Raw genomic sequence first — 26,237 nt, forward strand, 5'->3', positions numbered from 1 at the left:
CATGTCGCTTGCTACGCGAATTAACTTAAGTGCAGCTTTAGTACTGCTCAGTTTTATTTGTCTAACAGCCTTTGCATTGGAGCGGGCTTTTTTTGATAGCACGGAAAGCGCGTTGCGCGACACGATGAGCAGTCAACTATTTGCATTGATGGCTGCTGCTGAAATGGAAAATCAGCAAGTGATTATGCCTTCAAACGAGTTGGATGCCTTATTAGGTCTACCGGCTTCTGGTATTTATGCGACGATTAGTAACCCTACTGGCAATATTCTATGGCAGTCGTCTTCAACACTTGGCACTACATTACCCAAACCTCCTTTATTAAAACAAGGCGAAAAAATTTTTAACAAAGTCTATGTTGATGATAAAGGTTTTTATCGTACCGCATACACAGTGCTTTGGCCGACTCAGGCAGAAAGTGTCGAATTGACCTTTAGCGTGATTACAGATTTACGCTCCTTTGATAAGCAAATTAATCGCTACCGCGCCTCCTTATGGGGTTGGCTTGGCGCGATGGCAGTTTTGTTATTATGTAGTCAAGCCATTATTTTGCACTGGGGGCTATCACCTTTACGTAAAGTTGGGCGCGAACTTAATCATATTGAAACAGGTCAGCAGCGGCAAATTGAGGCACAGTATCCACAAGAGATTAAGCAGCTGACCGATAATATTAATTTACTTTTAGAACAAGAGAGACAGCAGAAAATACGCTATCGTGATGCGATGGGCAATTTAGCGCATAGCCTAAAAACCCCATTAGCTGTTTTACAAGTCAATTTACAAGCAGGGGCGCAGCAACAAGATAAGCAAGGTATGCAAGAGCAGTTAGATAGAATGGATATGATTGTAAAATATCAACTGCAATGGGCGGTATCAGCAGATACTAAACAGGGTACAAGAGTGAATTTATTATCTACTATTGAGCGTTTGCTAAATTCATTACAAAAAGTTTATGCGGATAAAGCCATCGCTGTGCAAGTTATTGTTGATAGCAGTTTGAACTTTAGGGGGGATGAAGGCGACTTAATGGAGGTGCTAGGCAATTTATTAGAAAATGCTTTTAAATGGACTAGGCAAAAGATAATTATCAAGGCTGAACAAAGAGAAAATCACCTATTTATAAGTATTGATGATGACGGCGTAGGGTTAGCACCAGAAAAAGTAGATGAACTATTGCAGCGTGGTGTGCGTGCAGACCAATCAACCGCTGGGCATGGCATTGGCTTGTCTATTGTAAAGAATATAGTGCAAGCTTATGGTGGTGAGTTAAAGATAGGAAAAAGTCATTTAGGTGGGGTTGGGGTTAGAGTGACCCTGACTTTTTAGCTAGAGTTTATGATCTTGCGAGTGTTTTTTGTTAGCAATAAATCCATTTTTTATTGGTAGCATCACGTACTTCAAGAATACGTAGAGTGGAATAGCGTAGCGTTTGCCATCATCAGAAGTAACCCTGTCATCAGCGGTAAACACTATGCCGAAAAAATGCTACGCTATCCGGTCTACGAGTTAGATTATTTCAAACCTCGGCCAAATTACCTTTACTTTCCAGCCAAAACTTACGGTCTTGTGAGCGTTTTTTCGCCAGCAATAAATCCATTTTTTCATGGGTATCATCGCCCTCTTCAATAGTGAGCTGTACTAACCGGCGAGTATCTGGATTCATCGTCGTCACACGTAATTGCGCTGGGTTCATTTCACCCAAGCCTTTAAAACGCTGAATATTAATTTTACCTTTGAGCTTTTCAGCTTTAATGCGATCTAGCACCCCTTGACGCTCATACTCATCTAAAGCATAAAATATTTGTTTGCCGACATCAATACGATACAAAGGCGGCATCGCAACAAAGACATGACCCGCCTGTACCAGTTTAGGGAAATGCTTAAAGAATAAGGCGCAAATCAAAGTAGCAATATGCAGCCCATCAGAGTCAGCATCCGCGAGTATGCAGATTTTACCGTAACGTAAGCCAGTTAAGTTATCTGAATCAGGCTCTATGCCAAGCGCAACGGCAATATCATGAACCTCTTGAGAAGCCATCACTTGCGCTGATTCCACCTCCCAAGTATTAAGTATTTTCCCGCGCAATGGCATAATTGCTTGAAATTCACGCTCACGCGCTTGTTTGGCTGAGCCACCCGCTGAGTCTCCTTCCACTAAAAATAACTCACTGCGAGTAATATCTTGCGAGGCACAATCGGCTAATTTACCAGGCAATTGAGGGCCGGCTGAAATCTTTTTGCGAATCGCTTTTTTGCTAGATTTTAAACGTTTTTGTGCGCTCAAAATAATGACTTCAGCAATTTTTTCCCCCGCAGCTGGGTGTTGATTAAGCCATAAGCTAAAGCTATCTTTAGCCACACCAGAAACAAAAGTAACGCACTCGCGCGAGCTTAAGCGCTCTTTGGTTTGCCCTGAAAATTGCGGATCCTCCAATTTAACAGACAAAATATAATGACATAGCTCCCAAACATCTTCGGGGGTGATTTTTACCCCGCGAGGTAATAAATTACGAATTTCACAAAACTCACGCATAGCTTCAGTTAAACCAGTGCGCAAGCCATTAACATGCGTTCCGCCCTGCGAGGTAGGGACTAAATTAACATAACTTTCAGTGATATTTTCAGGTAAAGACTCAGCTGTCCAGACGATTCCCCATTCAACGGCTTCATGGTCTGATGACATTTTCCCCATAAAGGGCTCATTCGGATAAAACTCAACATCACCTACACGGTCTAACAAATATTCCTCCAAGCCATTTTGATAGAGCCACTCAAAAGTTTCCTCGCCTTGCTCAAGGATTAAACGAATTTTTAAACCGGGGCAAAGTACAGCTTTAGCGCGTAAAACGTGTTTAAGTTTTAAGACGGAGACTTTATTAGAATCAAAATAGCTAGCATCGGGCCAAAAATGTACCATAGTACCGGTATTCGCTTTGCCAACCGTGCCGATCTCGCTTAATTCACTTTGTTTTTCGCCATTAGCAAACTGCATCTGATAAACTTTACCATTGCGTTTTATTTCAACTTCCAGTCGTTCCGTAAGCGCATTAACAACAGAGATACCCACGCCATGCAAACCCCCTGAAAATTGGTAATTTTTATTAGAAAATTTACCGCCAGCATGTAATTGAGTCAAAATAACTTCAACACCAGGCATGTTTTGTTCCGGGTGCATATCAACTGGCATGCCGCGACCATCATCCTGTACCTTGATGCTGCCGTCTTTATATAAAGTGACCTCTATACTGGATGCGTGTCCCGCGACAGCCTCATCGACACTGTTATCGAGCACTTCTTGTACTAAGTGATTAGGCCGAGTGGTGTCGGTATACATGCCCGGTCGTTTGCGCACAGGGTCTAAACCACTTAAAACTTCAATAGCCGCTGCGTTATAGGTATTACTCATTTTCTAGTTAATTACTCTGACGATTTTCATATATAATAGTTTGCCTAATACATCGTATCATTAAATTATTTTTATCGACATGGCTAGAAAGAAAAGCGCAACATTATTTGAAGATTCTCTCAAGAATTTAGAAGGAATTGTTGAGCAATTGGAGCAGGGAGATATATCTTTAGAAGAGTCATTAAAATCATTTGAAGAAGGTGTGAAATTAACGCGTATTTGCCAAACCGCTTTACAAGAAGCAGAGCAAAAAGTGCAAATATTATTAGATAAAAACGGTCAACAAACTTTGGAGCCATTTACAGATGAGTAACGCCTTAAAAGAATATTTAGTCGCTAGCCAAGAGCGGGTCGAAAAGGCTTTAGACTTACGCTTACCCGCTAATAATATTTTACCAAAAAGATTGCATGATGCGATGCGTTATAGTGCTTTAGATGGCGGTAAACGTATGCGTCCTATGTTGACATATAGTGTGGGTAAGGCTTTAGGCATAGCAGCCGACGTTTTAGATGGCCCTGCTTGTGCTGTTGAGTTTATTCATGTCTATTCATTGATACATGATGACCTGCCCGCAATGGATGACGATGACTTGCGCCGTGGTAAAGCAACATCACATATACAATATGATGAAGCAACGGCTATTTTAGCAGGTGATGGCTTGCAAACCTTAGCCTTTCAAGTTTTGGCTAATGATGACAGCATGCAAGCGAGTGCTGCAACGCGCATAAAAATGATTCAGGCTTTAGCAAAAGCCAGTGGCTCACAAGGCATGGTGGGCGGGCAGGCAATTGACTTAGAATCTGTCGGCAAAAAACTCACGTTGCCTGAGCTAGAGAATATGCATATTCATAAAACCGGTGCGTTAATTCGTGTCGCAGTGCAACTGGCGACTTTATCTCAACCAGATTTAGACCCAGCTGTGACCGCTAAATTAGATCATTACGCAAAATGTATCGGACTTTCATTTCAAGTAAAAGATGATATTTTAGACGAAGAAAGTGATACCGCGACTTTAGGCAAGACGCAAGGTAAAGATCAAGATAACGATAAACCGACTTATCCCGCTTTATTAGGTTTAGAAGGTGCTAAAGAAAAGGCTCAGAACCTACATGAGCAAGCTTTAGAAAGTTTGGCTGATTTTGGCCCAGAAGCTGATTTATTGCGTGATCTTTCTTTGTATATTATTCAGCGCGACCATTAAGGAATGGGCATAAAATAACTTGTATATGATGGTAAACTAAATAATATCCACAAGCACCACTAGTCCTTTAAGGACTGGTGGTGCTGAGTTAGTTGATTACTCTTCCCAAGCCCTACCGTCTCTAGCAAGTAGCGCAACTGAAGCAACCGGTCCCCAAGTTCCTGCTGGGTAGCCTTTTGTTTCTTCATTAGATTTTTCCCAAGCTTCTGAGATAGAGTCGATCCATGTCCAGGCTTGTTCAATTTCTGCACGACTGATAAATAAAGTGGGATTACCGCGCATTGCTTCTAAAACTAATTTTTCATAACCACCAAACAGCTTGCTGTTTTTGAAGGTTTCGGAAAAACTCAAATCCAGTTTTGTACGTTGTAATTTGATATTTTCATCAATCCCCGGGATTTTATTTAGCATTTGAATTTCAATACCTTCATTGGGTTGTAAATGAATGATCAGCTTGTTTGCGGGTAATTCTCGGTAGCTTTCTTGGAATATATTGTGTGGTAGCTGTTTGAAGTTAATGACAATCTCTGTGCGCTTATGCATTAAGCACTTGCCAGTACGTAGGTAGAATGGCACGCCAGCCCAGCGCCAGTTATCAATATCGACACGCAAGGCGACAAAGCTTTCAGTGGTGCTGCTAGTATTTGCCCCTTCTTCATTAAGATAGCCGGGAACTTCTTTACCCTTGATAAAGCCGTCCGTGTATTGGCCGCGTACAGTTTTTTCATGGACATTTTCTGCGGTAATAGGGCGTAGAGCATCGAGTACTTTGATTTTTTCGCTATGTATGCTTTGTGCCTCTAAATTAACGGGCGGTTCCATAGCAACAAAGGTCAAAATTTGTAACAAATGGTTTTGTACCATATCGCGCAATTGCCCTGTTTGGTCAAAATATTCCCAGCGACCTTCGATACCGACTTCTTCTGCAACCGTGATTTGTACAGAATCAATGGTGTTATGATCCCAGTTGGTAGTGAAAATAGAGTTGGCAAAGCGTAAAGCTAATAAGTTAAGAACAGTTTCTTTGCCTAAATAATGATCGATGCGGAAGACTTGATCATCATTAAATACACTAGCAACGGTATCATTAATCTCTTTTGATGATTCAAGGTCATGGCCAATGGGCTTTTCCATGACCATGCGTGATTGATCGGTTAGCACGCCTGAGTGTTTTAAGCCTTTGCAAATATGTTGGAATAAGAAAGGGGCTACAGCAAAGTAATTAACCATAACTCGCTTGCTAGAGTCGGTTAGTTGGTTGAAAATTTTGTATTCTTCAGGCTGCGTTAAATCCATTTTCTGATAGGATAAACGCGCTGAGTATTTTTTCCAGATGGCTTCATCAAGGGGCTCTCCCAAAAAGTCTTGTAAGCTTTTATAGGCGATTTTAATAAAGCTGGCACTGTCTTCTTCTAGCCTGTCAACGGCAATAATACGTGTATCAGGCTCTAAAAAATTTCCTTTTTCTAAGCGATAGAGAGAAATAATGAGTTTACGGCGTGATAAATCGCCTAGCCCACCATAAATAACTAAGTCGCAAGGTGGGAATATTTCTTGTGTTGTTGTCATTTTTTTATTTTTTTTGAATGAATAATGACCTAGCTTTATAGCATAAGAGCTTAAAGGCTATAAAACAGGGGGATTATGCTATAAAACGCCAGTAATGTTTGTGGCACTGATTTAGAGTATATTACCCCCCTAAGTAAAAGTAAATATTGAACTCGGAGGTGGAAAATGAAATTTAACCCTTGTAAAGGTGGTGCGTGGTGTGAAGATACTGGCACGCACTGTAATGGTTGTGGTCGCTCACATAAAGAAATCGCAGAGACGAAAGTGTTGATAAAAGGTTTGGTGGAATTTGCGCAAAAACAAGACTATGAAAATCCAGAGGATTTTGCGCAATTTATTGGCGAGACTTTAGCAAGAAAACTGCAGAAGCCTTAAGTGATATATAGGAGTAAACATCATGAAAATAAATCCTGATATTTTGCCTGAGTTGATTCAGGCAGTAAATAATACAGTAACATTGCATGCCGATGAATTGACTGAATTAGACAAGGCAATTGGTGATGGTGATCATGTGATTAACTTACAGCGTGGCTTAGATGCTTTGTTAGCGCAGCAAGATGAAATCGCTCAGCTAGATTGGGCGAGTGCATGGCAGAAAATAGGCATGATTTGCATGAGTAAGATTGGTGGTGCTTCAGGTTCTTTATTTGGCACTTTATTTGTGACTATGGCAAAAACAGCTAAGGGTCAGGCTGTTGATGTTGAGGTGTTTGCTCAAGCGTTTGCTGCGGGTGTTGAATCTATGAAATTGCGCGGTAAGGCTGAGGCTGGTGAGAAAACAATGCTGGATGTTTTGATCCCTGTTGCGCAAGTTTTGCAAGAGAATGCGAGTCGTGCTGAATTCCCTGATTTATTGGTACAAGTTGAACAGGCTGCGCAGGTTGGCATGGAATCAACACGTGATATGTTGGCGACTAAAGGGCGTGCTTCTTTTCTAGGTGAACGTAGTTTAGGGCATATTGATGCAGGCGCAAAAAGTAGTCAGTTAATCATTAGTGCAATTATTGATACATTGCAAAGACAATAAAAAGGTATTTATGGCTAATTTTTTTAATACTGGACTAAGTCAACAACAATTTTTAGAGCAATATTGGCAAAAAAAGCCATTATTAATACGTCAGGCCTTCCCTGATTTTGTCTCGCCTATAAGTCCAGAAGAGTTGGCGGGTCTAGCTTGTGAAGATGAGATTGAATCACGCTTGATTGAAGAGTGTGGTCAAGAAGGTAAGGCATGGCAGGTAACTAGCGGGCCATTAAGTGAAGGTGATTTTGCTTGCCTGCCAGAAACACATTGGACAATACTTGTGCAAGATGTCGATAAACATTTACCCGAGTTGCAGTATTTGCTTGACCCCTTTCGTTTTATTCCCGATTGGCGACGTGATGATTTAATGATTAGTTACGCCTCTGAATTTGGTTCGGTAGGGCCTCATACGGATAGCTATGATGTTTTTTTATTGCAAGCAATGGGTGAACGTCGTTGGCAAATTGGTGAAGGGCCTATTCATGAAGCTCAACTAGTTGATGGTTTAGGCCTGCAAATATTAGCTGAATTTACAGCGGACCAAACCTGGGATTTGCAGCCAGGTGATATGTTATATCTACCGCCACATTTTGCGCATCATGGTGTTGCACTTAATGATTGCATGACTTTTTCTTTTGGCTTTCGCGCCCCGACTCAAGTTGAGGCTCTGGATGCGGTAGTGAATAATTTGCTTGAACAACAATTAGGTAAAGCTGAATACAGTGACCCTGATTTGTTAAATAAGCCGGGTAGTGAAATAGATACTCACTCTGTTGCACGCTTGAAACAAATGTTACATCAGGCAGTTGATGATGCTGAACCTATTTTGGCGCGCGTATTAGGTAAAATTGTTACCGAGACAAAACCTAGCTTAACTGCTTTAGCGACAGAGGCAGCGACTGAGCTACCAGAGGTAGATGAGTTGACTGTTCTGTTTGAGCAAGGCGGTATATTGCAGAGGAATCCATATTTTCGTTTTGCATGGTCTAGTCATGCAAAGAATGGTCAGTTGTATATGGCTGGTGAAGTTTATGAGGTTGATATGCAGGGGGGCAAGTCTTTGCCGCTATTAACCGAGCAGGCCATTTTGCGAGACAGTGATTGGCAAAAGATACTTAAAAATCGGTCGGCTGCTACGTTATTGTGTCAGTTGATTGCCGAGGGTGCTTGGTTTTGGAGTGAGGGTTAATATACGCTTAGAGTCTGAGTGAGGATATTTTTATCGATTATATATTAGTATATTATTATTTTTATGTATAATGATTTATTTTCCTGGCTAGGAACTCATTTTTCTTGATGTTTATTATAGAGAAAATATTTTGGTTTCTAAAAAAATGGATTACCTAAATTAAGAAGAGAATAACTATGTGGGTTCACAGCTTTAGCTTAAGGCGTCAAATAGTATTGCTAGCGGTTTTTTCGGTCATGTCTAATGCGGCGTACGCTGAATGGTCTAGTGGCTTTGATTTTAGTACTTATTATACTGATGATGTAGGGTTGTTTTCTGTAACACGCCGTCTCTCATTGGACGAGGATCCAACTCAGCCGATTGTTGATGAGCCAAACCAGGGCGCTGATGCAGTATACGAGCCTAGTGCTTATGTTAGTTGGGCAACTGAGAATGCGCTGGGTGAATTTGAACTTACTTTGGATGCGGGCGGGTATATTTTTAATAACTATAGCGCATATACGCATGGTTTCTTTCAGATGGAAGTTGCGCAGGCGTTAACAGAGAAAACGACAATAAAATTTCTTTACGACTTTGTGCCTAGGTTATTTGTTGGTGTTAAGTCTTTGTCACAAGATGAGCATGGTGAAGGGGAAGCAGATGAGCGACTTAATAGTCATATTTGGTCTATGCATTTAGAGCATGAGTTGTTTAATAATTTAATGTTGCGTGGCCTCGTGCGCTATGGTCTTAGGGATTACGATCAGCCGTTTGCCTATCGCGATACTCAGTTTTTTACGGTTGGTTCGCACTTTGAGTGGGCTATTACTTCTGATATTGAGTTATTGGCTGGTTATCATTTTGAGCGAGGCTATACCGACCATAAGCAAACGGTGTATTACCAAGATGATATAGCTTATATTAATCACTTTGCCTCAGCAGAGCTAAAAATACACCTATTACCTAAATTAGAAATGAGGGTGATTTTTGATTATGAGCATAATGACTTTACCAGTAGCTATACCGAGGATATTCATTATGCAGGTAATGAAAACGTTTATCAGGGTGAGCTAGAGTTTTTATATGAGTTAACGGAAACCACTTTACTTAAAGCAGGCTGGCAGCATGGTTCGCGTAAGTTTAATTATGAGCAGTTCAGTGTGCAGAATAATAACGTTTGGCTAGGAGTTGAGTTTCATATTTAACTACTTAATTTGCTGTAAAGTGGCGCGCCTAAGGGTTAAGTATAAATAAAAGCTAATGGTATGTATTATTTATGTTAATTATCATTAATTGTTTTTTTCGCATATTATGACACTCTTAACCCTTTGTAAGGGTTCTCTGAATTACTCTTTAGTATTTTATTTTGAGTGTGTAACATCCGTTTCAGTATTACTTTCAGGAAAATAATCTAATGAACTTATTTAAACTAAAATCTGTTGCAGTGGCGATAGGGTTGAGTGCCTTATCGAATTTAGCACTTGCTGATATCAGTACTTCTAAAGCGGTGCTTGGCAACGATGGTAGTGAGCGACTTGCTGCAAGCGCTGATTTTACGGCGGCCGTTGAGGGAGATTTATATATTGCAATAGGGGTCGAGGAGAAGTTACTCTTTCTAGCAAATGGTGGGAACAGTTTGACAGAACGCATCAGTCCTTTTGCGGCAAACCAGGTTTATATAGGGTCTATACCTTTATTTAATTTTTCGACAGCGGGTATTCCGGCAGGGCGCTACCCAGTCTATAAAATTGTTACTCGTACGGGCACTGATCCATTAAATTTTACTAATTGGGTAGGCGGTTTGACTTCAGTCAACTTTATGGTAGGCCTACCGGTTGCGCACAGTGGTGATTTTGATGGGGATGGTTTTGCGGATAGTGATTTAGATCAAGATGGTTATTATATGATGACCTTGATAAAGATGGGTTTCATGATGATGACCATGATAAAGATGGTTATTATGATGATGATCATGATAAAGATGGTTGGAGTGATTCAAACGGAAGTATGGTACCAGTGACCGGGGGAACGACAGGGAAGGCGCTATATGCTATTCATTGTGCTGAGTGCCATGGCGTAGACCCTTCTCGAGGAAAAAATGATATTTATGAAGCAGTAGACCCTAGGGAAACACGAGAAGCCATCAATGAAAATGAAGGTGGGATGGGAATTTTGAGTTTTCTAACGGATGCTGAGTTACAAGCGATTGCTGCTTATGTGCGTAATCCTAATTAGGGGATGTACAAAATAACAGCTGTTCCATGAAACCTGTAAGCAGTATCCTCCGAGTAAGCACCAACCGAAGGAGGTTTTCATAGGTTTTCTCAAATACTATCAGCAGCGACTTTGGTATTACGTCTCTAGGATCGAATTTATTTGGTACTAAAAATCCTATTAAATATGAAGGTACAAATAAATTCGATTCTACAAAGCGTTAAATTAATTATGCCTCAGTATTTAGGGCTCTGTTCTTAGCTTTTAAGGAAATGAGTGAAGTGTGCATTTAGAAGGGGGCTTTACTCGTTTTGTTAATGCTTAACAGCCCCAACGTAAATGAGGCGTATGTACGGGCGCATCCCATAATTGCGTCATTTCATCATCTAGTAAGGTTAAAGTGATCGACACGCCTGCCATATCTAATGAAGTAGTATAATTGCCAACTAAAGAACGGGTGATATTGATACCGCGTTTTTGCCAGAACTTTTCTGCTAAATCATAAATCAAATATTGCTCCATTAACGGTGTAGCGCCTAGACCATTAATATGCAGTAAGGCTGACTGGCCTTTTTGAGGTTTTAAATCTGCTTCAATAGCTTCGGCAATCGTTTTAACTATTTCCGTGGCCGTGGCGAGCGGCATAGTTTTATGGCCGCGTTCGCCATGAATACCCACACCCATTTCCATTTCTTGTGCGTCAATTTCAAAAGTTGGTTCGCCTAATGCGGGTACGGTACAGCTGGTGAGTGCTACACCCATAGATGCTGTGTTGTTATTGACGCGTTCTGCCAAGACTTTACATGCAGTTAAATCAGCGCCATTTTCAGCCGCAGCACCCACTATTTTTTCGACAATTAAAGTGCCAGCAACACCACGACGTCCTGTGCTATGTGTTTTGGGTAAAGACACGTCATCATCAACTAACACTGAAGCATTGGGGCATTCCAGCATTTCGGCGGCAATTTCAAAGTTCATAACATCGCCAGCATAATTTTTGACGATAAATAATACACCTGCTTCTGTAGCAACTTCTTCTGCAGCAGCAAGCATTTGGTCAGGAGTGGGGGAGGTGAATATTTGCCCAGGACATGCTGCATCTAACATGCCTTTGCCGACAAACCCAGAATGTAAGGGTTCATGACCAGAGCCACCACCGGAAATAATGGCAACTTTGTTTTTGTGCGTACTTGGCGCGCGGCTAATAAAATAGGGCTCGGTATTCAGTTGGATAATATCAGCGTGGGCTTTGGCAAATCCTTCTAGGCTTTCTGTGTAGAGAGTATCGATTTCATTGATAAATTTTTTCATAGTCTGTTTCCGAAAATGATAAATAGAGAGTATTGCTGATTGTGTAAGGTCTTAAGGCTGAAACTTATTAAGATAATAAGCGATTAGGTTTATAATGCTACATTTTGCTATTCTTAGTTTTATTATGGCCTCATCTTTTTCTTTTTTGCAACAGGCCGCGCAGGCAATAGATGCTCTTAATGAGTTTGTTGGGCGCTTGGTTTCTTGGTTGACGCTTGCGATGGTTTTAACTACTTTTATTATAGTCGTTTTGCGTTATTTGTTTGATTTAAGTTGGGTGCCTTTGCAAGAGTCAATTATTTATATGCATAGTTTAGTATTTATGCTGGGTGCTGCCTATACCTTAAAGCATGATGGTCATGTGCGTGTCGATATTGTTTATCAGCGTTGCACACGGGTTGTTAAAGCATGGATTGATTTTTTTGGCACTTTATTGCTCTTATTGCCGGTAGCAGGTTTTATATTATGGAGTAGTTGGGAGTATGTTGTTGACTCTTGGGCTATTACCGAAGGTTCGCGTAATTCAGGTGGCCTGCCTTTGGTTTATTTATTAAAAAGTTGTTTAATATTGATGTCCGGCTTATTGGTTTTACAGGGTATATCTCTACTGATTTCTAAGTTGAATGTTATTATCACAGCAGGCGCTAAACATGGATAGTTATATGGCTTTATGGATGTTTTTTGCTGTGTTTGTCGTTTTATTATCAGGGTATCCGGTTGCTTTTGTGCTGAGTGGTACGGCTTTATTGTTCGCGTTATTGGGCTTACAAATGGATACCTTTGATGCGGATTTTTTGGCAGCATTACCAAATCGTTTATTTGGTATTATGAACAACGAAACGTTGATTGCTGTGCCCTTATTTGTTTTTATGGGGGTCATGCTGGAGCGCGCTAAGATTGCCGAATCTTTACTTGAAGCGATGTCGGAATTATTCGGATCTTTGCATGGTGGTTTAGGTTTGGCAGTAACGATTGTCGGTATGCTGATGGCGGCTAGTACAGGAATTGTTGGTGCCACGGTTGTGACTATGGGCTTACTATCATTACCTACTATGTTAAAACGTGGCTATGATCCCTCTATTTCTTGTGGCATTATTTGCGCATCAGGAACACTAGGACAGATTATTCCACCTTCGATTGTTTTGGTTTTGCTGGGTGATGTGATTTCTACGGCTTATCAGCAAGCACAATTAGATATGGGAGTATTTGCACCGGAAACCATTTCCGTGGGGGATTTATTTGCTGGCGCATTAGTGCCAGGTTTATTGTTAGTATTCATGTACTTAATTTATATTGCTGTGACAGCGTGGTTAAGACCGGATGCTTTGCCCAAGCCGGAAAAGACTCGAAATCATGAGCAGGGCTTTTATTTTCGAGTATTTAAAAGTCTTTTGCCGCCACTGTTGCTTATTTTAGCGGTATTAGGTTCCATTATTGGAGGCCTAGCAACACCGACGGAAGCTGCTTCTGTTGGGGCGATAGGGGCGATTTTTCTCGCTTTTGTCAGTGGGCAGTTAAACAAGGAAATATTGCAAGATGTTACGCGTAATACCACGCGAATTACTAGTATGGTCTTTATGATTCTTATTGGTGCTGCTCTGTTTTCCTTGGTCTTTCGAGGCTTTGAAGGCGATGAAATCATTATTGAGTTACTGTCTGATTTACCGGGCGGGAAGTTTGGTGCGCTGTTTATCGTCATGTTAGTGATGTTTTTATTAGGCTTTGTACTTGATTTTATTGAAATTACCTTTGTTATTGTGCCTATCGTCGGTCCTGTTTTATTGGCGATGGGTTTGGATCCGGTCTGGCTGGGTATTATGATTGCCTTAAATTTACAAACCTCTTTTTTAACACCACCTTTTGGTTTTGCTTTATTTTATTTACGCGGCGTAGCGCCTGCTGAAGTAACAACGGGACAAATTTATAAAGGGGTGTTCCCGTTTATTCTTATTCAGTTGTTCTTGCTTGGGGTGTTGGCTTATTTTCCTGAACTGGCAACTTGGCTGCCGTCACTTATTTATGCTTGATAACGTATGATATTTCCTAGATTATTAACTGCTTTGCTATTTAGCTTGCTGATTGCCTGCGGCCAGCAGGGCCCTTTATTTATGCCAATAGAAGATACTAAAACTCAACAGGGAGACGCTCTGTAATGGATTATTTTGATTATCATGATAATGTCTTGTGTGCTGAGGATGTTGCGGTTAGTAAGATTGTTGAGCAATATGGTTCACCTTGCTATATTTACTCAAAAGCAACGCTAGAGCGCCATTGGCATGCTTTTGATGATGCTTTTGGTGCACAGGCGCATTTAATTTGTTATGCGGTAAAAGCAAACTCTAACTTGGCAATATTAAATACTTTGGCACGATTAGGCTCTGGGTTTGATATTGTTTCATTGGGTGAGCTAGAGCGTGTTTTAGCGGCCAAAGGTGAGCCAAAGAAGATTGTTTTTTCTGGTGTTGGTAAGCGTGAAGATGAAATCAAGCGTGCTTTAGATGTTGGTATTCGTTGTTTTAATATCGAAGTAAAAGGTGAATTAGATAGAATTAACCAGATTGCGGGCGAGCTAGGTGTTAAAGCGCCCGTTTCATTTCGTGTGAACCCTGATGTCGATGCAAAAACGCATCCGTATATTTCTACCGGCTTAAAAGAAAATAAATTTGGCATTGATATAGATTCTGCTCTTGAAGAATACCGTCGTGCAGCGAGTATGAAAAATATTCAGATTATCGGTATTGATTGTCATATTGGCTCGCAATTAACCGAAACTCGCCCCTTTTTAGATGCTTTAGAGCGGGTGCTAAAAATAGTCGAAACTTTGAAGTCAGAAGGGATTGTTTTGCATCATTTAGATTTAGGTGGTGGTTTAGGTATTTGTTATAGTGACGAAACACCGCCCGAGCCTGCTGAATATGTGGCGGCTATTTTGCAGCATCTAGGTGCTAATGATTTAGAAATTTTACTTGAACCTGGGCGTGCAATTGCAGGTAATGCGGGTATTCTCGTCACTAAAGTAGAGTATTTAAAGCCTACCAAGTATAAGAATTTTGCTATTGTTGATGCGGCAATGAATGACTTGGTACGTCCGTCTTTATACAGCTCATGGCAGGCTATTATTCCGGTGCAATTAGCGAGTGCTGAGGCAGAAAAAGAATGGGATATTGTCGGGCCTGTGTGTGAAACCGGTGATTTCTTAGGTAAAAATCGTTCTCTCGCTTTAGTACAAGGTGATTTATTGGCGATCCGTTCTTCTGGCGCTTATGGTTTTACGATGAGTTCTAATTATAATTCACGCCCTAAAGTGGCAGAAATCATGGTCGATAAACAAGAAGCGTATCTTGTACGCGAACGTGAAACGATTGCTCAATTATGGTTGGGCGAGCATTTACTACCTTAAAGCAGCGGCTTACTATGATAATTGAATTTACAAAAATGCATGGCTTAGGTAATGACTTTGTTGTTATCGATGCGATTCGTCAGGAAATTTCTTTAACACCTGAGCAAATTCGTTTTATTGCGGCAAGGCATTTTGGTGTTGGTTGTGATCAGTTACTCTTGGTCGAATTGGCTGCGAAGCATTCGGATGCGGATTTTCGTTATCGCATTTTTAATGCTGACGGCAGTGAGGTGGCGCAATGTGGTAATGGCGCGCGTTGCTTTGCCCGCTTTGTGAGAGATAAGAAGCTGTCATATAAGGATAATATTCTGGTTGATACACAGGGGGGGCAGTTGCTCTTAAGTTTTGATGATGATGGCTTGATTACGGTTAATATGGGTATTCCTCGTCATAGTCCAGCGATCATTCCCTTACGTACTGAGCAAGAAGAAAAATTTTATACCGTTGATGTTAATGGGATAGAAAAGGCTTTTGGCGCGGTTTCTATGGGGAACCCTCATGCGGTATTAAAGGTTAATGATGTGCAGCTTGCGCAAGTGAGTGAAATCGGAGAGGCTTTAGAAAGTCATCCGTTTTTTCCTGAGCGAGCGAATATAGGATTTATGCAGGTTATTGACCGTCATACTATTAAGTTGCGTGTTTATGAGCGGGGCACTGGCGAGACTTTAGCTTGTGGGAGTGGGGCTTGTGCCGCTGTCGTGATTGGTATTGAGCAGAAATTACTAGATCAAGATGTTATTGTTGAGCTGCCTGGAGGCAAGCTTAAAATTCATTGGGAAGGTCGGGATAAACCGGTTTTTATGACGGGGCCGGCGGTAAGTGTATTTGAGGGAAGAGTGGAAGTATGAGTGAAATTGATTCAAGTGTTGTAGAAAATTATCTAAAACAGCACCCAGAGTTTTTTAATGAGCATTTAGAGTTACTGGAGCATATGACTGTCCCACATCCGAGTGGTAATGCTGTGTCATTGATTTCTAAACAGTTAGAATTATTTCGGCAGCGGCATCATGATATGGAGGTGCAGTTAAATGGCTTGATTGAAATAGCGCGTGATAATGATCATTCAGCTAATCAAATGCATGAGCTAACGTTGGCTGTGATTGAGGTTGATACGCTAGATGCGGCAATTGAGAATCTAAATGTAGTTTTGGCAGAATGTTTTTTAACCGATTTCTTTTCAGTAAAAATTATTTCTGCTGACAAGCATAAGTCCGCATTAGCTGATTTATTTGTTGCGCCAGATTGTGAGGAGTTAACACACTTTGTGAAAGAGTTGGGCAGTAATCAAGCAAGCTGTGGCAAGCCCACTTTAGCACAAGCTCAATTTCTCTTTGGTGATAATGCATTAGAGGTCCAATCCTGCGCAATTATTCCTATGTCATTTACCGAGATAGAAGGATTGCTAGCAATTGGCAGTCGCGATGATAGCCGTTTTCATTACAGTATGGGGCATTTGTTTTTAACTCAGATGAGTGAAATCATAGGCACACGCTTTGCTTCATTGCTGAAGGCAGCTTAATTATGCAAGCCCTTGCACAGCAGCAGTTGTTAGATTTTTTACAACAGTTAAAAGTTGAAAAGCGTGCTTCTGAGCATACGGTGAAAAGCTATCAAAGGGATTTGCAACGTTTAGTGGCTTATTGTGAGCAGCATAATGTTGATTGTTGGGCTGATTTAAGTTCGACAGATGTGCTTAAGCATATCGCAGAACGACATCGCTTAGGCTTAAGTAGTACGAGCTTGCAGCGTGAACTTTCGGCGAGTAGAAGTTTTTATTTGTTTTTAATGAAAACAGGACAGGTTGATATTAATCCTGCATTGCATGTGAAAGCGCCAAAACAAGCGCGAAAACTACCTAAAACATTAGATGTTGATCAAGTAAGTGCTTTACTAGATGCTGATGCCAACTCTATTTTAGAGTTGCGTGATGTCGCGATGTTTGAATTGTTTTATTCTTCTGGATTACGTTTGAGTGAGTTGCATGAACTTAACTTAGAAGATATAGATTTGCATGATAAACAGTTAAAAGTGGTCAAAGGTAAGGGAGGGAGGTCTAGGCTTTTACCTGTAGGCACCAAAGCAATTAGTGCGCTGCAGGCGTGGCTAAAAGTTCGTTCACCAGCAATGGATAGGCAAGAAAATGCTGTCTTTACCAGTGTAAAAGGTAAGCGGCTAGGTCAGCGTAGTATTCAGTTACGCCTAAAGCAATGGTGTCGCAAAAAAGGTGTCACTGAGGCAGTGCACCCTCATATGTTGCGCCATTCCTTTGCTAGTCATCTATTGGAAGCAAGCCAGGATTTAAGGTCTGTGCAAGAGCTATTAGGTCATGAAAATATTAGTACTACGCAGATTTATACGCATTTAGATTTTCAGCATTTAGCTGAAGTTTATGATCAGGCGCATCCACGAGCAAAAAAAACAAGCGAATGATCTGTTTTGCTAGTAAAAAATGTTACTATAAATAAAATTTATTAGCGGGAATATAATAGATTACACTTCAAAAGTGCCATTAGTGTGGCTTTGGAGGTGTATGGTTATTTAATTGAATAGGGTTATAAAATGGCAGCAAGCGACTTTTCGCAGGAAGCAGAAACAAAGGGGTTTAAGTGGTTTTTAGGAATCGTAGGAGCCATCACGGTAATCATTGTGATTGCGCTAGGCGGTTACTGGAGTATTGAGCCTACTTCCTTTGATGTGATCGAAGAGGCGAAAATCCGGCAACAAGAAGATCATATTGATGATTTGCCTATCGGCTATGTTTATGCCAATACTTTAGCCCATATTGCAGAAACCTTGTTATATAAACCAGGGGGTTATATCACTAATGATGTAGGTGTACCTGGTGTGTATTTAGATAATATTACCAGCTGGGAGTATGGGGTTTTAGTGATGTTGCGTGATGCTACCTCGGCATTGCGCAATCATTTAGCGCGTTCACAGTCTCAGTCTGCAGAAGATCCAGATTTAGCTAACGCCGAGCCTTACTTTTACTATGAGCATAACTCATGGGCTTTGCCTTCTTCTGAGTCTGAGTATCAGAAAGGAATTGACTCACTACATAAGTATATGGTGCGTTTGGCTGATCCTAGCCATAAAAACCCAGGGCATTTCTATTCTCGAGCAGATAATTTATGGCAATATATTGAAATTATTATTAAGCGTTTAGGTGGTTTATCTACACAATTAAGTGCGAGTACTGATCGCTATGAAGCTTATGATATTAAGCTAGAAAAATCTGCGGCAATTTCACAAACAAGTTGGTTAATGCTGGATAATGTTTTTTGGCAGGCGCGCGGTTCTTGTTGGGCTTTGTTACATATTTTGAAAGCAATTAAGCATGATTTTAGGCTGATTTTAGAAGATAAAAGAGCAATGGACACGGTCAATATTATGATCCACGAAATGGAAAATGCCTTAGCTCCTATTACTAGTCCTGTTATTCTTAATGGCAATGGCTACGGTATTTTTGCCAACTATTCTTTAGCAATGGCTAGTTATGTTTCTCGGGCCAATGCGGCAGCACTTGATTTGCGTGATGTAATGAACAGAGGTTAATAGCGATGGATGAAGAATTAAATAACAATCTCAAACAAGTGGGGACTTGGAAGCGTATTGCTTTTATTCTTGTTTTTGCCATTATTATTGGTATCGTGCGTACTTTGTTGTGGGGGGTTGTGTTGTTGCAAATCGCTTCCGCCTTATTAACGGGGAGTGCTAATCAAAATATTTTAAGTTTTGGTCAGAAATTAGCGGCTTATACTTACCATATTTTATTGTTCCTTACTTTTAACACGGATGAAATTCCTTTTCCTTTTTCGGATTGGGGGCTAACAGAAGAAATTAGCGCACAGAAGGATTTGGTGTCTAAAAAATAATACTATGGCAATACCGTTGCGTAAAATCATTCACATTGATATGGATGCTTTTTTTGCAGCGGTAGAGCAAAGAGATAATCCAAGCTATCAAAATAAACCGATCATTGTCGGTGGTCTGCCAGATAGTCGAGGTGTTGTTGCAACCTGTAGTTATGAAGCCAGAAAGTATGGTATTCATTCAGCTATGTCTTCTTCCAGAGCTTTTCGTCTTTGTCCTCATGCAATTTTTGTTAAGCCACGGTTCACGCAATACAAAGAGGCTTCGCAGCAGATACAAGGCATCTTTTATCAATATACTTCACAAATTGAGCCTCAGTCTTTGGATGAGGCTTATTTAGATGTCACTCATAGTCTTTTGTGCCAAGGCTCTGCCTCGCGGTTAGCTGAAAAAATTAGGCAGCAGATTTTAGATGAAACTGGTTTAGTCGCTTCTGCTGGCATATCGTACAATAAATTCCTAGCAAAATTAGCTTCTGGTATAAACAAGCCTAATGGACAATATTTAATAACGCCAAAGCAAGGTATTGGTTTTATTGCTCAATTACCTATTGGCCGGTTTCATGGAGTAGGTAAAGCTACTGAGAAGAAAATGCATGCTTTAGGTATAGCTAAGGGCGCTGATTTGTTGCGTTTTTCTTTGCCTGAATTGAAGTTGCATTTTGGAAAGTCGGCAATATTTTTTTATCAGATAGCTCAAGGTGTTGATGATCGGCCTGTGAGAGCGCGTCAAGAAAGTAAATCAATAGGCGTCGAAATTACTTATGCACATGACCTTGAGGAGAGGTCTGAAATATATCAGCAATTAATGAACTTGCTTGATAAGGCCTTAGATAAAGTTTTTGCTAAGACTTTGTATGCTCATACCCTGACGGTAAAGGTTAAATATCATAATTTTCAGCAAATTACGCGCAGCTTAACCTTTAGTGGGCCGATTAAAAAACGGATGTTAATGTTGCCTGTTTTTCAGCAATTATTGGAAGGTGAGAGTGTAGGGCAAACGAAAGTGCGTTTATTAGGGGTTACTTTGTCGTCATTAGAACAGCAGAGTTTATATTATCAGCAGGTGGATTTATTTGATTAAGCTATGCTGATCGCTTAGAGAATCAAATGCAATAATAGCCGAAAGCGCTATCGGCCCTTTATGCCCTAAAGTCTTTAATGTGCATTCCTTGATTGGATTTGAGTAGAGATAGAGTCAGTGAGTAAAAACATTTTGATAACAGGTGGGGCAAAGCGAGTTGGAGCGCAGTGTGTGCGTTATTTGCATGCGCAAGGGCATAATATTTTGCTGCATTACCGCTCGTCCGCAATAGAAGCTAAGGGTTTAGCTGATGAATTGAATCATGAGAGGGACGACTCCGTGCGTTTGGTGCAAGCAGATTTAGCTGATTCTGAGGCTTTGAAAGATTTGGTTGATGTGGCTAGTCATGCTTGGGGTGGTGTTGATGTGCTTATTAATAATGCCTCCGCTTTCTATGCAACAGAGTTTGGTTCAGTCAGTGAGGGGCAGTGGGATGAGTTGCTGGGTAGTAATTTAAAGGCTCCTTTTTTCTTGGTGCAGGCATTGGCTCCGGTATTGAAGAAAAAAAATGGCTGTGTAGTTAATATTGTCGATATTCATGCTGAGCGAGGTTTGCCGGGCTTTTCTGTTTATAGTATAGCTAAAGCGGGCTTGGTGGCTTTAACTAAGATTCTTGCCAAAGAGTTGGCGCCAGAAATAAGAATTAATGCGGTGGCACCAGGTGCGATTTTATGGCCTGATCAGGGTGAAATGAACGAGCAGCAGAAGCAAGAAATAGCGGCTAAAGTTGCATTGCAGCGGGTGGGAACTCCTGAAGATATTGCTCGGGCAATTGCTTTTTTAATTGCTGACGCAGCTTATGTGACGGGGCAGGTGATAACCGTCGATGGAGGGCGTACCTTGTTTACTTAGGGTGGGGGGGCTTGTTTGTTGGTAGGTGTTTAATTCGCCGTTGTTGATATTTGCTTTTATCAAAATCTTGCCACAGTTGCGCATAACTTAGTTTTTTTATCGGGTGTTGATGATCTGGTGCAATTTCGGCTAAAGGTTCAAGCACAAAAGCATATTTTACAATATCATGATGCGGAATTTTTAGGTTTTCAGTATTAATGATTTGTTGGTCATATAAAAGTAAATCTAAGTCTAACGTGCGTGATGAGAACTTTTCTTTACTGCGTATGCGCCCGTGATCCGCTTCTATCTGTTTGAGCTTTATGGCGATGTGCTTTGCTTCTTGGTCGCAATTAAAAGTGCTGACTAGATTATAAAAAGCATCACCAGTAAAGCCAACGGCAGTAGATTCGTATATGCTGGAGTGCTGGAGTTGGCCGAATTGCTGGCGCAATGCACCGAGAGCTGAGATGATATTGTGCTCTCGGTCGATATTGCTGCCTATGCTAATAAAACAAAGAGGCATGTTTATTTTATGCCGCGCTCAATGATAATGCCAACATCGCTTGCGCCGCTAATAGCGCCTTTTTTGTTGAGTATTAGTTTGACCCAGGGTACATTAAATTCTTCGCGGATTAGGTGGTTGATTTCTTCGGCAAGTTTCTCCACTAGAAAAAAATCACTTTGTTCGACAAAGCTAATGACTCGCTGTGATACGGCTTTATAATCGAGGGTATCTTCTATGTCGTCTGTTGCGGCAGCTTTTTTTATGTCATGCGCCATTTCGATATCTAAGATAACTGTTTGTTTGGTTTTTCGCTCCCAGTCATAAATTCCAATAATTGTCTCGATTTGTAAGCCGCCTAAAAAAATAATGTCCATTAACACTCCAGTTATTATAATAATTATAGATTTAGGTAAGTATCAGGGAAATATCTCTGTCATACAAGTAATAGGCTTATATTTTTAAAAAATAGGATAAAAAAATGATTGAATGGTTGTTAGTCCCGGTTGCATATTTATTAGGTTCTATTTCTAGTGCGATTATTGTTTGTCGGGTGATGGGCTTGCCTGATCCAAGAGCTCAGGGCTCTGGAAACCCGGGTGCTACAAATGTGATGCGTATTGGTGGCAAGAAAGCTGCTGGCATTACACTTTTTGGTGATATGTTAAAAGGTTTGATACCTGTTTTAATTGCGCAAGCGCTTAATGTGGGGCCGCTAATTTTATCTGCTGTGGTTTTTGCTGCTTTTGTCGGGCATTTATATCCGGTTTTTTTTGGTTTCAAAGGAGGCAAGGGGGTTGCGACTTCATTTGGCGTATTTTTTGGGGCTCACTGGATGCTTGGTGGGGCGGTCGCGGTAACTTGGTATATAGTTTATAGGTTGTTCAAAATTTCTTCTTTATCTGCTCTTGTTGCTTCGGTATTGGCGCCTGTTTATGTTTATTTTATTATGGGTATGCAGCCACTTGTTTATGTGGCTGCACTTATTTCAGTTATTTTGATTTGGCGCCATAAAGGCAATATTCAGCGACTTTTGGCGGGAGAGGAAAAATAGTGCTTATGCTTTGTAGAGCTCGTTAATAGGCCAACGAGGTTTTGCTTGAATTGCTAGGGATTCGGATTGTTGTGCTTTTAAGTGTTGGCTGCCTGCGTAGGCAATCATTGCGCCGTTATCGGTGCAGAATTCAGGCCTGGGAAAAAAGATTTCCGCCCTTTCTTTTTGGGTCATATCGGTTAATGTTTGGCGGATGTATGTATTGGCGCTGACGCCGCCAGCAACAACTAGGCGTTTTAGTCCGGTCTGCTTAAGTGCTCGTTTGCACTTTATCGCTAGGGTTTCAGCGGTGGCCTTTTGAAAGGCGAGAGCAACATCGGCTTTATCTTGGTCTGTTTGCTTGGTGCTGATCAGGGTGTTCATGGTAAAGGTTTTTAGCCCGCTAAAGCTAAAATCCAAGCCAGGGCGGTCAGTCATTGGGCGTGGAAATTTAAAGCGTTCAGGATTGCCTTGTTCTGCCATTTTTGCTAATAAAGGGCCGCCAGGATAGGATAATCCAAGCATTTTAGCTGCTTTGTCAAAGGCTTCGCCCGCAGCATCATCGAGTGATTCACCCAGTAATTCATATTGGCCAATATTGGTAACTTTGACCAATAAAGTGTGCCCGCCTGAAATAAGTAGTGCGACAAAGGGGAATGCTGGTGGATTATCTTCTAACATAGGCGCTAATAAATGGCCTTCCATATGATGTACGGCAATAGCAGGTATACCCCAGGTCCAAGCTAAGCTTTTTGCTGTTGCTGCGCCGACTAATAGTGCGCCGATTAGGCCAGGGCCGGCGGTATAGGCAATGCCGCCTATGTCTGCTTTAGTTAGCTGGCTGCTTTTTAAACATTCGTGGATCAGAGGAGTAAGTTTGCGAATATGGTCGCGCGAGGCTAGTTCTGGAACGATCCCGCCATATAGATTATGCATGGCTATTTGGCTGTATAAGCAATGGTGAATTAGCCCTTTTTCGCTATGATAAATGGCAACGCCAGTTTCATCGCATGATGTCTCTATACCTAAAATATACATGGGTTTGATTTTAAAAATATTGCTGCTATAATCGAGGGTTTCGCTGGCTGACATATATTAATTTTAGCTAGCCCCATAAACTTTGAACTTCTTATCATTCAATAACTGAATTTTAGCAAACTGGAAAAATTTATGCCTGCAATTAAAATTAAAGAAAACGAACCATTTGATATCGCTCTACGCCGCTTTAAGCGCTCTTGTGAGAAGGCGGGTATTTTGTCTGAAGTACGTCGTCGTGAATTTTATGAAAAACCAACGGCCGAACGTAAGCGCAAAGCAGCTGCAGCAGTAAAGCGTCACCTTAAGAAATTATCTCGTGAGCGTTATGCTTTGAAAAATTTACGTCGTGGCCGCCCCCAGCTGTAAGTTATGACTACTATGCAAAGTCGTCTTAAAGACGAAATGAAGCAGGCAATGAGAGACAAAGAAAAATCTCGTTTGGGGACTATTCGGTTAATTATGGCTGCGATTAAGCAGATAGAGGTTGATCAGCGTATTGTTTTAGACGACGAGCAAGTTATTGCGACATTAGATAAGATGCTGAAGCAACGCAGAGAGTCGATAAGGCAATACCGCGATGCAGGCCGTGAAGATTTGGCTGAAGTTGAAGAGGCTGAGATAGTTGTGATTCAAGATTTTTTGCCTCAAGCATTGACTGAAGAAGAGATTGTGGCAATGGTTGAAAGCGCTATTGCGGATTGTTCAGCAAGCTCTATTAAGGATATGGGTAAAGTAATGGCTTTGTTAAAGCCTGCTATGCTGGGTCGAGCAGATATGTCAGTTGTCGGTAAAAAAATAAAGACAGCACTAGGCGTTTGATTTTTAACTGATTATGGCAGGCAAGATCCCGAGGTCATTTATTGATGATTTATTGGTCAGGGTTGATCTAGTTGATCTTGTTGATAGTTATGTTCCATTAAAGAAAGCGGGGAGTAGCTATGTAGCACGCTGCCCTTTTCATACGGAAAAGACGCCTAGCTTTAGCGTAACTCGCAATAAACAGCTGTATCATTGCTTCGGTTGTGGTGCGGGTGGCAATGCTATTAGTTTTTTAATGGATTATGGTCACCTCAATTTCGTTGAGGCGGTAGAGGATTTAGCTGACTTTGTTGGTGTGGAAGTACCACGAGAAGCTAACGCTGATCCGGTAAAAAAGAATAATACTGCAGAGATTTTGCAGCTGCTTGAGCAGGTTACTGGTTTCTATATAGACCAGTTGCGCGATAATGTCAGTGCTAAGGCCGCTGTCGATTATTTTAAGTCGCGTGGCTTAAGTGGTGAGGTGGCGCAAGAGTTTCAATTAGGTTATGCGCCAGCAGGCTGGGATGCTTTGAGTAAGCGTTTTAAGTCGCAGCAGTTGATGGAAGCTGGCTTAGTGGTTGCTAAGGATAGTGGCGCAGTTTATGATCGTTTTCGTGATCGAGTGATTTTCCCTATTCGGGATCGTCGTGGTAGGGTGTTAGGGTTTGGTGGGCGTGTTTTAGATGACTCCTTGCCCAAATATTTGAATTCTCCTGAGACAGCTGTATTTCATAAGGGCCGAGAGGTTTATGGGCTATATGAGTTGTTGGCCAGGAATGCCAAGCCTGAGCGAATTCTTGTCGTTGAGGGTTATATGGATGTTATTGCATTGTCCCAGTTTGGGTTGGGTTATGCAGTAGCGACCTTAGGTACGGCGACCTCTAAAGAGCATTTGGAATTACTGTTTCGTTTTAGTTCAGAGATTGTCTTGTGTTTTGATGGCGATAAGGCGGGAAGGGCAGCTTCTTGGCGGGCTGTTGAGGCTGCTTTGCCAAGTCTCAAAGATGGGCGGCAAGTAAAGATTATGCAGTTGCCTGCAGGAGATGATCCAGATATTTTGGTGAGACAGGAGGGGCTTGTTGCTTTTGAGCAGCGTATAGCATCAGCAGCCAGCTTATCGGCGTTCTTTTTTGATCGACTAAAGCAAGGTTTAAACCTTAATGACCTGGAAGGTCGTGCAAGTTTAGCGAGTAAGGCAAAAGGATACTTAGAAAAGATACCAAGTGGTGTTTTTCAAGATCTAATGCTAGAAAAATTAAAAGAGATATCTAAGGTAGACCAGTTGGACTTTTTTGGAAATCCGACTACGCTTAAGGTTTCAAGGCATAAGCAAAAGCAGGCAGACGTAAAGCTGTCGCCAGTAAGGATAGCGATATCTTTGCTGCTGCAGAACCCTAGCTTAATTGATGTACTCGAAGAAAAAAATATAAATTGGCAAAGTTTGAACTTCCCAGGGATAAGTTTATTAAAAACAATAGTTGAAATTATTGTGGAGAGCCCTAATATTAATTTACCTAGTTTGTTAGAGTATTTTAGAGGAAAAGAGGAAGAGAGTTATATAGGTGTAATGATGAATCATGACTTTTTTATCTCAGGAGATGAGTTAAAAGAGGAGTTTTCAGGAGCAATTGACAGGTTAATTAGTCAGGGTCAGGAGAGTCGTCTTGATCAGTTAATTGCAAAGGAAAGGGCGAGTGGTTTGAGTGAGCATGAGCGAAAGGAATTGTTAAGTATGCTGGCGAACCGTAAGTAGAGAAATTTTTCTATATCAGAAGCTTTTG

General features: G+C 41.2%; 30 protein-coding genes. 24 read left to right on the forward strand and 6 right to left on the reverse strand.

The window, feature by feature from the left end; all coding sequences use genetic code 11:
* Position 1 precedes the first annotated feature (1 nt).
* Positions 2–1,324: an ATP-binding protein gene (locus tag BQ7314_RS00225; RefSeq protein WP_174481697.1), complete on the forward strand. Its 1,323-nt coding sequence runs from the start codon at positions 2–4 to the stop codon at positions 1,322–1,324.
* A gap of 190 nt (positions 1,325–1,514) precedes the next feature.
* Here BQ7314_RS00225 and parE read toward each other — a convergent pair whose 3' ends face one another.
* Positions 1,515–3,404, reverse strand: a complete 1,890-nt coding sequence (gene parE, locus BQ7314_RS00230) for a DNA topoisomerase IV subunit B (protein ID WP_174481698.1) — start codon at positions 3,402–3,404, stop codon at positions 1,515–1,517.
* Between the two features lie 79 nt (positions 3,405–3,483).
* On the opposite strand from parE, the gene BQ7314_RS00235 reads away from it, so the two are divergent.
* Positions 3,484–3,717 (forward strand): exodeoxyribonuclease VII small subunit, encoded by a 234-nt coding sequence (locus BQ7314_RS00235; RefSeq protein WP_174481699.1) that lies wholly within the window; start codon positions 3,484–3,486, stop codon positions 3,715–3,717.
* The gene (gene ispA, locus BQ7314_RS00240) at positions 3,710–4,606 is read left to right on the forward strand and encodes a (2E,6E)-farnesyl diphosphate synthase (RefSeq protein ID WP_174481700.1); all 897 of its coding nucleotides are present in this window, start codon (positions 3,710–3,712) and stop codon (positions 4,604–4,606) included. The genes BQ7314_RS00235 and ispA overlap by 8 nt, the downstream gene beginning before the upstream one ends.
* 96 nt (positions 4,607–4,702) lie before the next feature.
* Here the strand turns inward: ispA and zwf are convergent, their stop codons facing one another.
* Positions 4,703–6,175, reverse strand: a complete 1,473-nt coding sequence (gene zwf / locus BQ7314_RS00245; protein WP_174481701.1) for a glucose-6-phosphate dehydrogenase — start codon at positions 6,173–6,175, stop codon at positions 4,703–4,705.
* Positions 6,176–6,340: 165 nt separating this feature from the next.
* On the opposite strand from zwf, the gene BQ7314_RS00250 reads away from it, so the two are divergent.
* The 6 genes from BQ7314_RS00250 to BQ7314_RS00275 all read left to right on the forward strand — a co-directional run bounded on the left by BQ7314_RS00250 (position 6,341) and on the right by BQ7314_RS00275 (position 10,602).
* Positions 6,341–6,550 (forward strand): DUF1289 domain-containing protein, encoded by a 210-nt coding sequence (locus BQ7314_RS00250; RefSeq protein WP_174481702.1) that lies wholly within the window; start codon positions 6,341–6,343, stop codon positions 6,548–6,550.
* A gap of 22 nt (positions 6,551–6,572) precedes the next feature.
* Positions 6,573–7,202: a dihydroxyacetone kinase subunit DhaL gene (gene dhaL / locus BQ7314_RS00255; RefSeq protein ID WP_174481703.1), complete on the forward strand. Its 630-nt coding sequence runs from the start codon at positions 6,573–6,575 to the stop codon at positions 7,200–7,202.
* Between the two features lie 10 nt (positions 7,203–7,212).
* Complete coding sequence (locus BQ7314_RS00260; protein ID WP_174481704.1) at positions 7,213–8,388, forward strand: cupin domain-containing protein; 1,176 nt, start codon at positions 7,213–7,215, stop codon at positions 8,386–8,388.
* A 176-nt stretch (positions 8,389–8,564) separates the two neighbouring features.
* Positions 8,565–9,572, forward strand: coding sequence for an outer membrane beta-barrel protein (locus BQ7314_RS00265; RefSeq protein WP_174481705.1), 1,008 nt, complete (start codon positions 8,565–8,567; stop codon positions 9,570–9,572).
* A 209-nt stretch (positions 9,573–9,781) separates the two neighbouring features.
* Positions 9,782–10,387 carry a hypothetical protein gene (locus BQ7314_RS00270; protein WP_174481706.1) on the forward strand — a complete coding sequence of 202 codons (606 nt, stop codon included), beginning with the start codon at positions 9,782–9,784 and terminating at the stop codon, positions 10,385–10,387.
* Complete coding sequence (locus BQ7314_RS00275; RefSeq protein ID WP_174481707.1) at positions 10,375–10,602, forward strand: c-type cytochrome; 228 nt, start codon at positions 10,375–10,377, stop codon at positions 10,600–10,602. Before BQ7314_RS00270 ends, BQ7314_RS00275 begins: the two co-directional genes overlap by 13 nt.
* A gap of 300 nt (positions 10,603–10,902) precedes the next feature.
* Here BQ7314_RS00275 and dhaK read toward each other — a convergent pair whose 3' ends face one another.
* Positions 10,903–11,892: a dihydroxyacetone kinase subunit DhaK gene (dhaK, locus tag BQ7314_RS00280; RefSeq protein ID WP_174481708.1), complete on the reverse strand. Its 990-nt coding sequence runs from the start codon at positions 11,890–11,892 to the stop codon at positions 10,903–10,905.
* Between the two features lie 94 nt (positions 11,893–11,986).
* On the opposite strand from dhaK, the gene BQ7314_RS00285 reads away from it, so the two are divergent.
* The 11 genes from BQ7314_RS00285 to BQ7314_RS00330 all read left to right on the forward strand — a co-directional run bounded on the left by BQ7314_RS00285 (position 11,987) and on the right by BQ7314_RS00330 (position 21,100).
* Positions 11,987–12,550 (forward strand): TRAP transporter small permease subunit, encoded by a 564-nt coding sequence (locus tag BQ7314_RS00285; protein WP_245394864.1) that lies wholly within the window; start codon positions 11,987–11,989, stop codon positions 12,548–12,550.
* Positions 12,543–13,919 carry a TRAP transporter large permease gene (locus BQ7314_RS00290; protein ID WP_174481709.1) on the forward strand — a complete coding sequence of 459 codons (1,377 nt, stop codon included), beginning with the start codon at positions 12,543–12,545 and terminating at the stop codon, positions 13,917–13,919. Before BQ7314_RS00285 ends, BQ7314_RS00290 begins: the two co-directional genes overlap by 8 nt.
* 6 nt (positions 13,920–13,925) lie before the next feature.
* The gene (locus tag BQ7314_RS16025) at positions 13,926–14,045 is read left to right on the forward strand and encodes a hypothetical protein (protein ID WP_425356626.1); all 120 of its coding nucleotides are present in this window, start codon (positions 13,926–13,928) and stop codon (positions 14,043–14,045) included.
* Entirely contained in the window at positions 14,045–15,292 is a 1,248-nt protein-coding gene (gene lysA / locus BQ7314_RS00295) for a diaminopimelate decarboxylase (protein ID WP_174481710.1), read from the forward strand. The genes BQ7314_RS16025 and lysA overlap by 1 nt, the downstream gene beginning before the upstream one ends.
* Positions 15,293–15,309: 17 nt before the next feature.
* Entirely contained in the window at positions 15,310–16,140 is an 831-nt protein-coding gene (gene dapF, locus BQ7314_RS00300; RefSeq protein WP_174481742.1) for a diaminopimelate epimerase, read from the forward strand.
* The gene (locus BQ7314_RS00305) at positions 16,137–16,811 is read left to right on the forward strand and encodes a DUF484 family protein (protein ID WP_174481711.1); all 675 of its coding nucleotides are present in this window, start codon (positions 16,137–16,139) and stop codon (positions 16,809–16,811) included. Before dapF ends, BQ7314_RS00305 begins: the two co-directional genes overlap by 4 nt.
* A 2-nt stretch (positions 16,812–16,813) precedes the next feature.
* On the forward strand, positions 16,814–17,722 hold the full coding sequence (gene xerC, locus BQ7314_RS00310) for a tyrosine recombinase XerC (protein ID WP_174481712.1): 909 nt from the start codon (positions 16,814–16,816) through the stop codon (positions 17,720–17,722).
* Positions 17,723–17,851: 129 nt separating this feature from the next.
* Complete coding sequence (locus tag BQ7314_RS00315; RefSeq protein WP_174481713.1) at positions 17,852–18,847, forward strand: DUF2333 family protein; 996 nt, start codon at positions 17,852–17,854, stop codon at positions 18,845–18,847.
* A 5-nt stretch (positions 18,848–18,852) separates the two neighbouring features.
* Entirely contained in the window at positions 18,853–19,167 is a 315-nt protein-coding gene (locus tag BQ7314_RS00320) for a DUF4389 domain-containing protein (protein ID WP_174481714.1), read from the forward strand.
* A 4-nt stretch (positions 19,168–19,171) separates the two neighbouring features.
* The gene (gene dinB / locus BQ7314_RS00325) at positions 19,172–20,248 is read left to right on the forward strand and encodes a DNA polymerase IV (RefSeq protein WP_174481715.1); all 1,077 of its coding nucleotides are present in this window, start codon (positions 19,172–19,174) and stop codon (positions 20,246–20,248) included.
* 117 nt (positions 20,249–20,365) lie between these two features.
* Positions 20,366–21,100 carry a pteridine reductase gene (locus BQ7314_RS00330; RefSeq protein ID WP_174481716.1) on the forward strand — a complete coding sequence of 245 codons (735 nt, stop codon included), beginning with the start codon at positions 20,366–20,368 and terminating at the stop codon, positions 21,098–21,100.
* Here the strand turns inward: BQ7314_RS00330 and folK are convergent.
* Both folK and folB read right to left on the reverse strand, forming a co-directional pair.
* On the reverse strand, positions 21,093–21,605 hold the full coding sequence (folK, locus tag BQ7314_RS00335; protein ID WP_174481717.1) for a 2-amino-4-hydroxy-6-hydroxymethyldihydropteridine diphosphokinase: 513 nt from the start codon (positions 21,603–21,605) through the stop codon (positions 21,093–21,095). The two genes, BQ7314_RS00330 and folK, sit on opposite strands and share 8 nt — an antisense overlap.
* Positions 21,606–21,607: 2 nt before the next feature.
* Complete coding sequence (folB, locus tag BQ7314_RS00340; RefSeq protein ID WP_174481718.1) at positions 21,608–21,961, reverse strand: dihydroneopterin aldolase; 354 nt, start codon at positions 21,959–21,961, stop codon at positions 21,608–21,610.
* Positions 21,962–22,065: 104 nt separating this feature from the next.
* Between folB and plsY the strand changes: the two genes are divergently transcribed.
* Entirely contained in the window at positions 22,066–22,638 is a 573-nt protein-coding gene (plsY, locus tag BQ7314_RS00345; RefSeq protein ID WP_174481719.1) for a glycerol-3-phosphate 1-O-acyltransferase PlsY, read from the forward strand.
* Between the two features lie 3 nt (positions 22,639–22,641).
* Here the strand turns inward: plsY and tsaD are convergent, their stop codons facing one another.
* Entirely contained in the window at positions 22,642–23,655 is a 1,014-nt protein-coding gene (tsaD, locus tag BQ7314_RS00350; protein ID WP_174481743.1) for a tRNA (adenosine(37)-N6)-threonylcarbamoyltransferase complex transferase subunit TsaD, read from the reverse strand.
* Positions 23,656–23,787: 132 nt separating this feature from the next.
* On the opposite strand from tsaD, the gene rpsU reads away from it, so the two are divergent.
* The 3 genes from rpsU to dnaG are packed head-to-tail and all read left to right on the forward strand — an operon-like array spanning position 23,788 to position 26,209.
* The gene (gene rpsU / locus BQ7314_RS00355) at positions 23,788–24,021 is read left to right on the forward strand and encodes a 30S ribosomal protein S21 (protein WP_174481720.1); all 234 of its coding nucleotides are present in this window, start codon (positions 23,788–23,790) and stop codon (positions 24,019–24,021) included.
* 3 nt (positions 24,022–24,024) lie between these two features.
* A complete protein-coding gene (locus BQ7314_RS00360; RefSeq protein ID WP_174481721.1) occupies positions 24,025–24,474 on the forward strand; it encodes a GatB/YqeY domain-containing protein in 450 nt (149 codons plus the stop codon).
* Between the two features lie 13 nt (positions 24,475–24,487).
* Positions 24,488–26,209 (forward strand): DNA primase, encoded by a 1,722-nt coding sequence (dnaG, locus tag BQ7314_RS00365; protein WP_174481722.1) that lies wholly within the window; start codon positions 24,488–24,490, stop codon positions 26,207–26,209.
* Positions 26,210–26,237 lie beyond the last annotated feature (28 nt).

It is taken from the genome of methanotrophic endosymbiont of Bathymodiolus puteoserpentis (Logatchev) (genome assembly GCF_900128525.1).
In the GTDB taxonomy this organism is placed as follows: domain Bacteria; phylum Pseudomonadota; class Gammaproteobacteria; order Methylococcales; family Methylomonadaceae; genus Methyloprofundus.

Excerpts from the sequence above, each read along its gene's own strand:
- BQ7314_RS00225 (WP_174481697.1), top strand. The coding sequence starts at position 2 with ATGTCGCTTGCTACGCGAATTAACTTAAGTGCAGCTTTAGTACTGCTC.
- parE (WP_174481698.1), bottom strand. The coding sequence starts at position 3,404 with ATGAGTAATACCTATAACGCAGCGGCTATTGAAGTTTTAAGTGGTTTA.
- BQ7314_RS00235 (WP_174481699.1), top strand. The coding sequence starts at position 3,484 with ATGGCTAGAAAGAAAAGCGCAACATTATTTGAAGATTCTCTCAAGAAT.
- ispA (WP_174481700.1), top strand. The coding sequence starts at position 3,710 with ATGAGTAACGCCTTAAAAGAATATTTAGTCGCTAGCCAAGAGCGGGTC.
- zwf (WP_174481701.1), bottom strand. The coding sequence starts at position 6,175 with ATGACAACAACACAAGAAATATTCCCACCTTGCGACTTAGTTATTTAT.
- BQ7314_RS00250 (WP_174481702.1), top strand. The coding sequence starts at position 6,341 with ATGAAATTTAACCCTTGTAAAGGTGGTGCGTGGTGTGAAGATACTGGC.
- dhaL (WP_174481703.1), top strand. The coding sequence starts at position 6,573 with ATGAAAATAAATCCTGATATTTTGCCTGAGTTGATTCAGGCAGTAAAT.
- BQ7314_RS00260 (WP_174481704.1), top strand. The coding sequence starts at position 7,213 with ATGGCTAATTTTTTTAATACTGGACTAAGTCAACAACAATTTTTAGAG.
- BQ7314_RS00265 (WP_174481705.1), top strand. The coding sequence starts at position 8,565 with ATGTGGGTTCACAGCTTTAGCTTAAGGCGTCAAATAGTATTGCTAGCG.
- BQ7314_RS00270 (WP_174481706.1), top strand. The coding sequence starts at position 9,782 with ATGAACTTATTTAAACTAAAATCTGTTGCAGTGGCGATAGGGTTGAGT.
- BQ7314_RS00275 (WP_174481707.1), top strand. The coding sequence starts at position 10,375 with ATGGTACCAGTGACCGGGGGAACGACAGGGAAGGCGCTATATGCTATT.
- dhaK (WP_174481708.1), bottom strand. The coding sequence starts at position 11,892 with ATGAAAAAATTTATCAATGAAATCGATACTCTCTACACAGAAAGCCTA.
- BQ7314_RS00285 (WP_245394864.1), top strand. The coding sequence starts at position 11,987 with ATGCTACATTTTGCTATTCTTAGTTTTATTATGGCCTCATCTTTTTCT.
- BQ7314_RS00290 (WP_174481709.1), top strand. The coding sequence starts at position 12,543 with ATGGATAGTTATATGGCTTTATGGATGTTTTTTGCTGTGTTTGTCGTT.
- BQ7314_RS16025 (WP_425356626.1), top strand. The coding sequence starts at position 13,926 with ATGATATTTCCTAGATTATTAACTGCTTTGCTATTTAGCTTGCTGATT.
- lysA (WP_174481710.1), top strand. The coding sequence starts at position 14,045 with ATGGATTATTTTGATTATCATGATAATGTCTTGTGTGCTGAGGATGTT.
- BQ7314_RS00305 (WP_174481711.1), top strand. The coding sequence starts at position 16,137 with ATGAGTGAAATTGATTCAAGTGTTGTAGAAAATTATCTAAAACAGCAC.
- xerC (WP_174481712.1), top strand. The coding sequence starts at position 16,814 with ATGCAAGCCCTTGCACAGCAGCAGTTGTTAGATTTTTTACAACAGTTA.
- BQ7314_RS00315 (WP_174481713.1), top strand. The coding sequence starts at position 17,852 with ATGGCAGCAAGCGACTTTTCGCAGGAAGCAGAAACAAAGGGGTTTAAG.
- BQ7314_RS00320 (WP_174481714.1), top strand. The coding sequence starts at position 18,853 with ATGGATGAAGAATTAAATAACAATCTCAAACAAGTGGGGACTTGGAAG.
- dinB (WP_174481715.1), top strand. The coding sequence starts at position 19,172 with ATGGCAATACCGTTGCGTAAAATCATTCACATTGATATGGATGCTTTT.
- folK (WP_174481717.1), bottom strand. The coding sequence starts at position 21,605 with ATGCCTCTTTGTTTTATTAGCATAGGCAGCAATATCGACCGAGAGCAC.
- folB (WP_174481718.1), bottom strand. The coding sequence starts at position 21,961 with ATGGACATTATTTTTTTAGGCGGCTTACAAATCGAGACAATTATTGGA.
- plsY (WP_174481719.1), top strand. The coding sequence starts at position 22,066 with ATGATTGAATGGTTGTTAGTCCCGGTTGCATATTTATTAGGTTCTATT.
- tsaD (WP_174481743.1), bottom strand. The coding sequence starts at position 23,655 with ATGTATATTTTAGGTATAGAGACATCATGCGATGAAACTGGCGTTGCC.
- rpsU (WP_174481720.1), top strand. The coding sequence starts at position 23,788 with ATGCCTGCAATTAAAATTAAAGAAAACGAACCATTTGATATCGCTCTA.
- BQ7314_RS00360 (WP_174481721.1), top strand. The coding sequence starts at position 24,025 with ATGACTACTATGCAAAGTCGTCTTAAAGACGAAATGAAGCAGGCAATG.
- dnaG (WP_174481722.1), top strand. The coding sequence starts at position 24,488 with ATGGCAGGCAAGATCCCGAGGTCATTTATTGATGATTTATTGGTCAGG.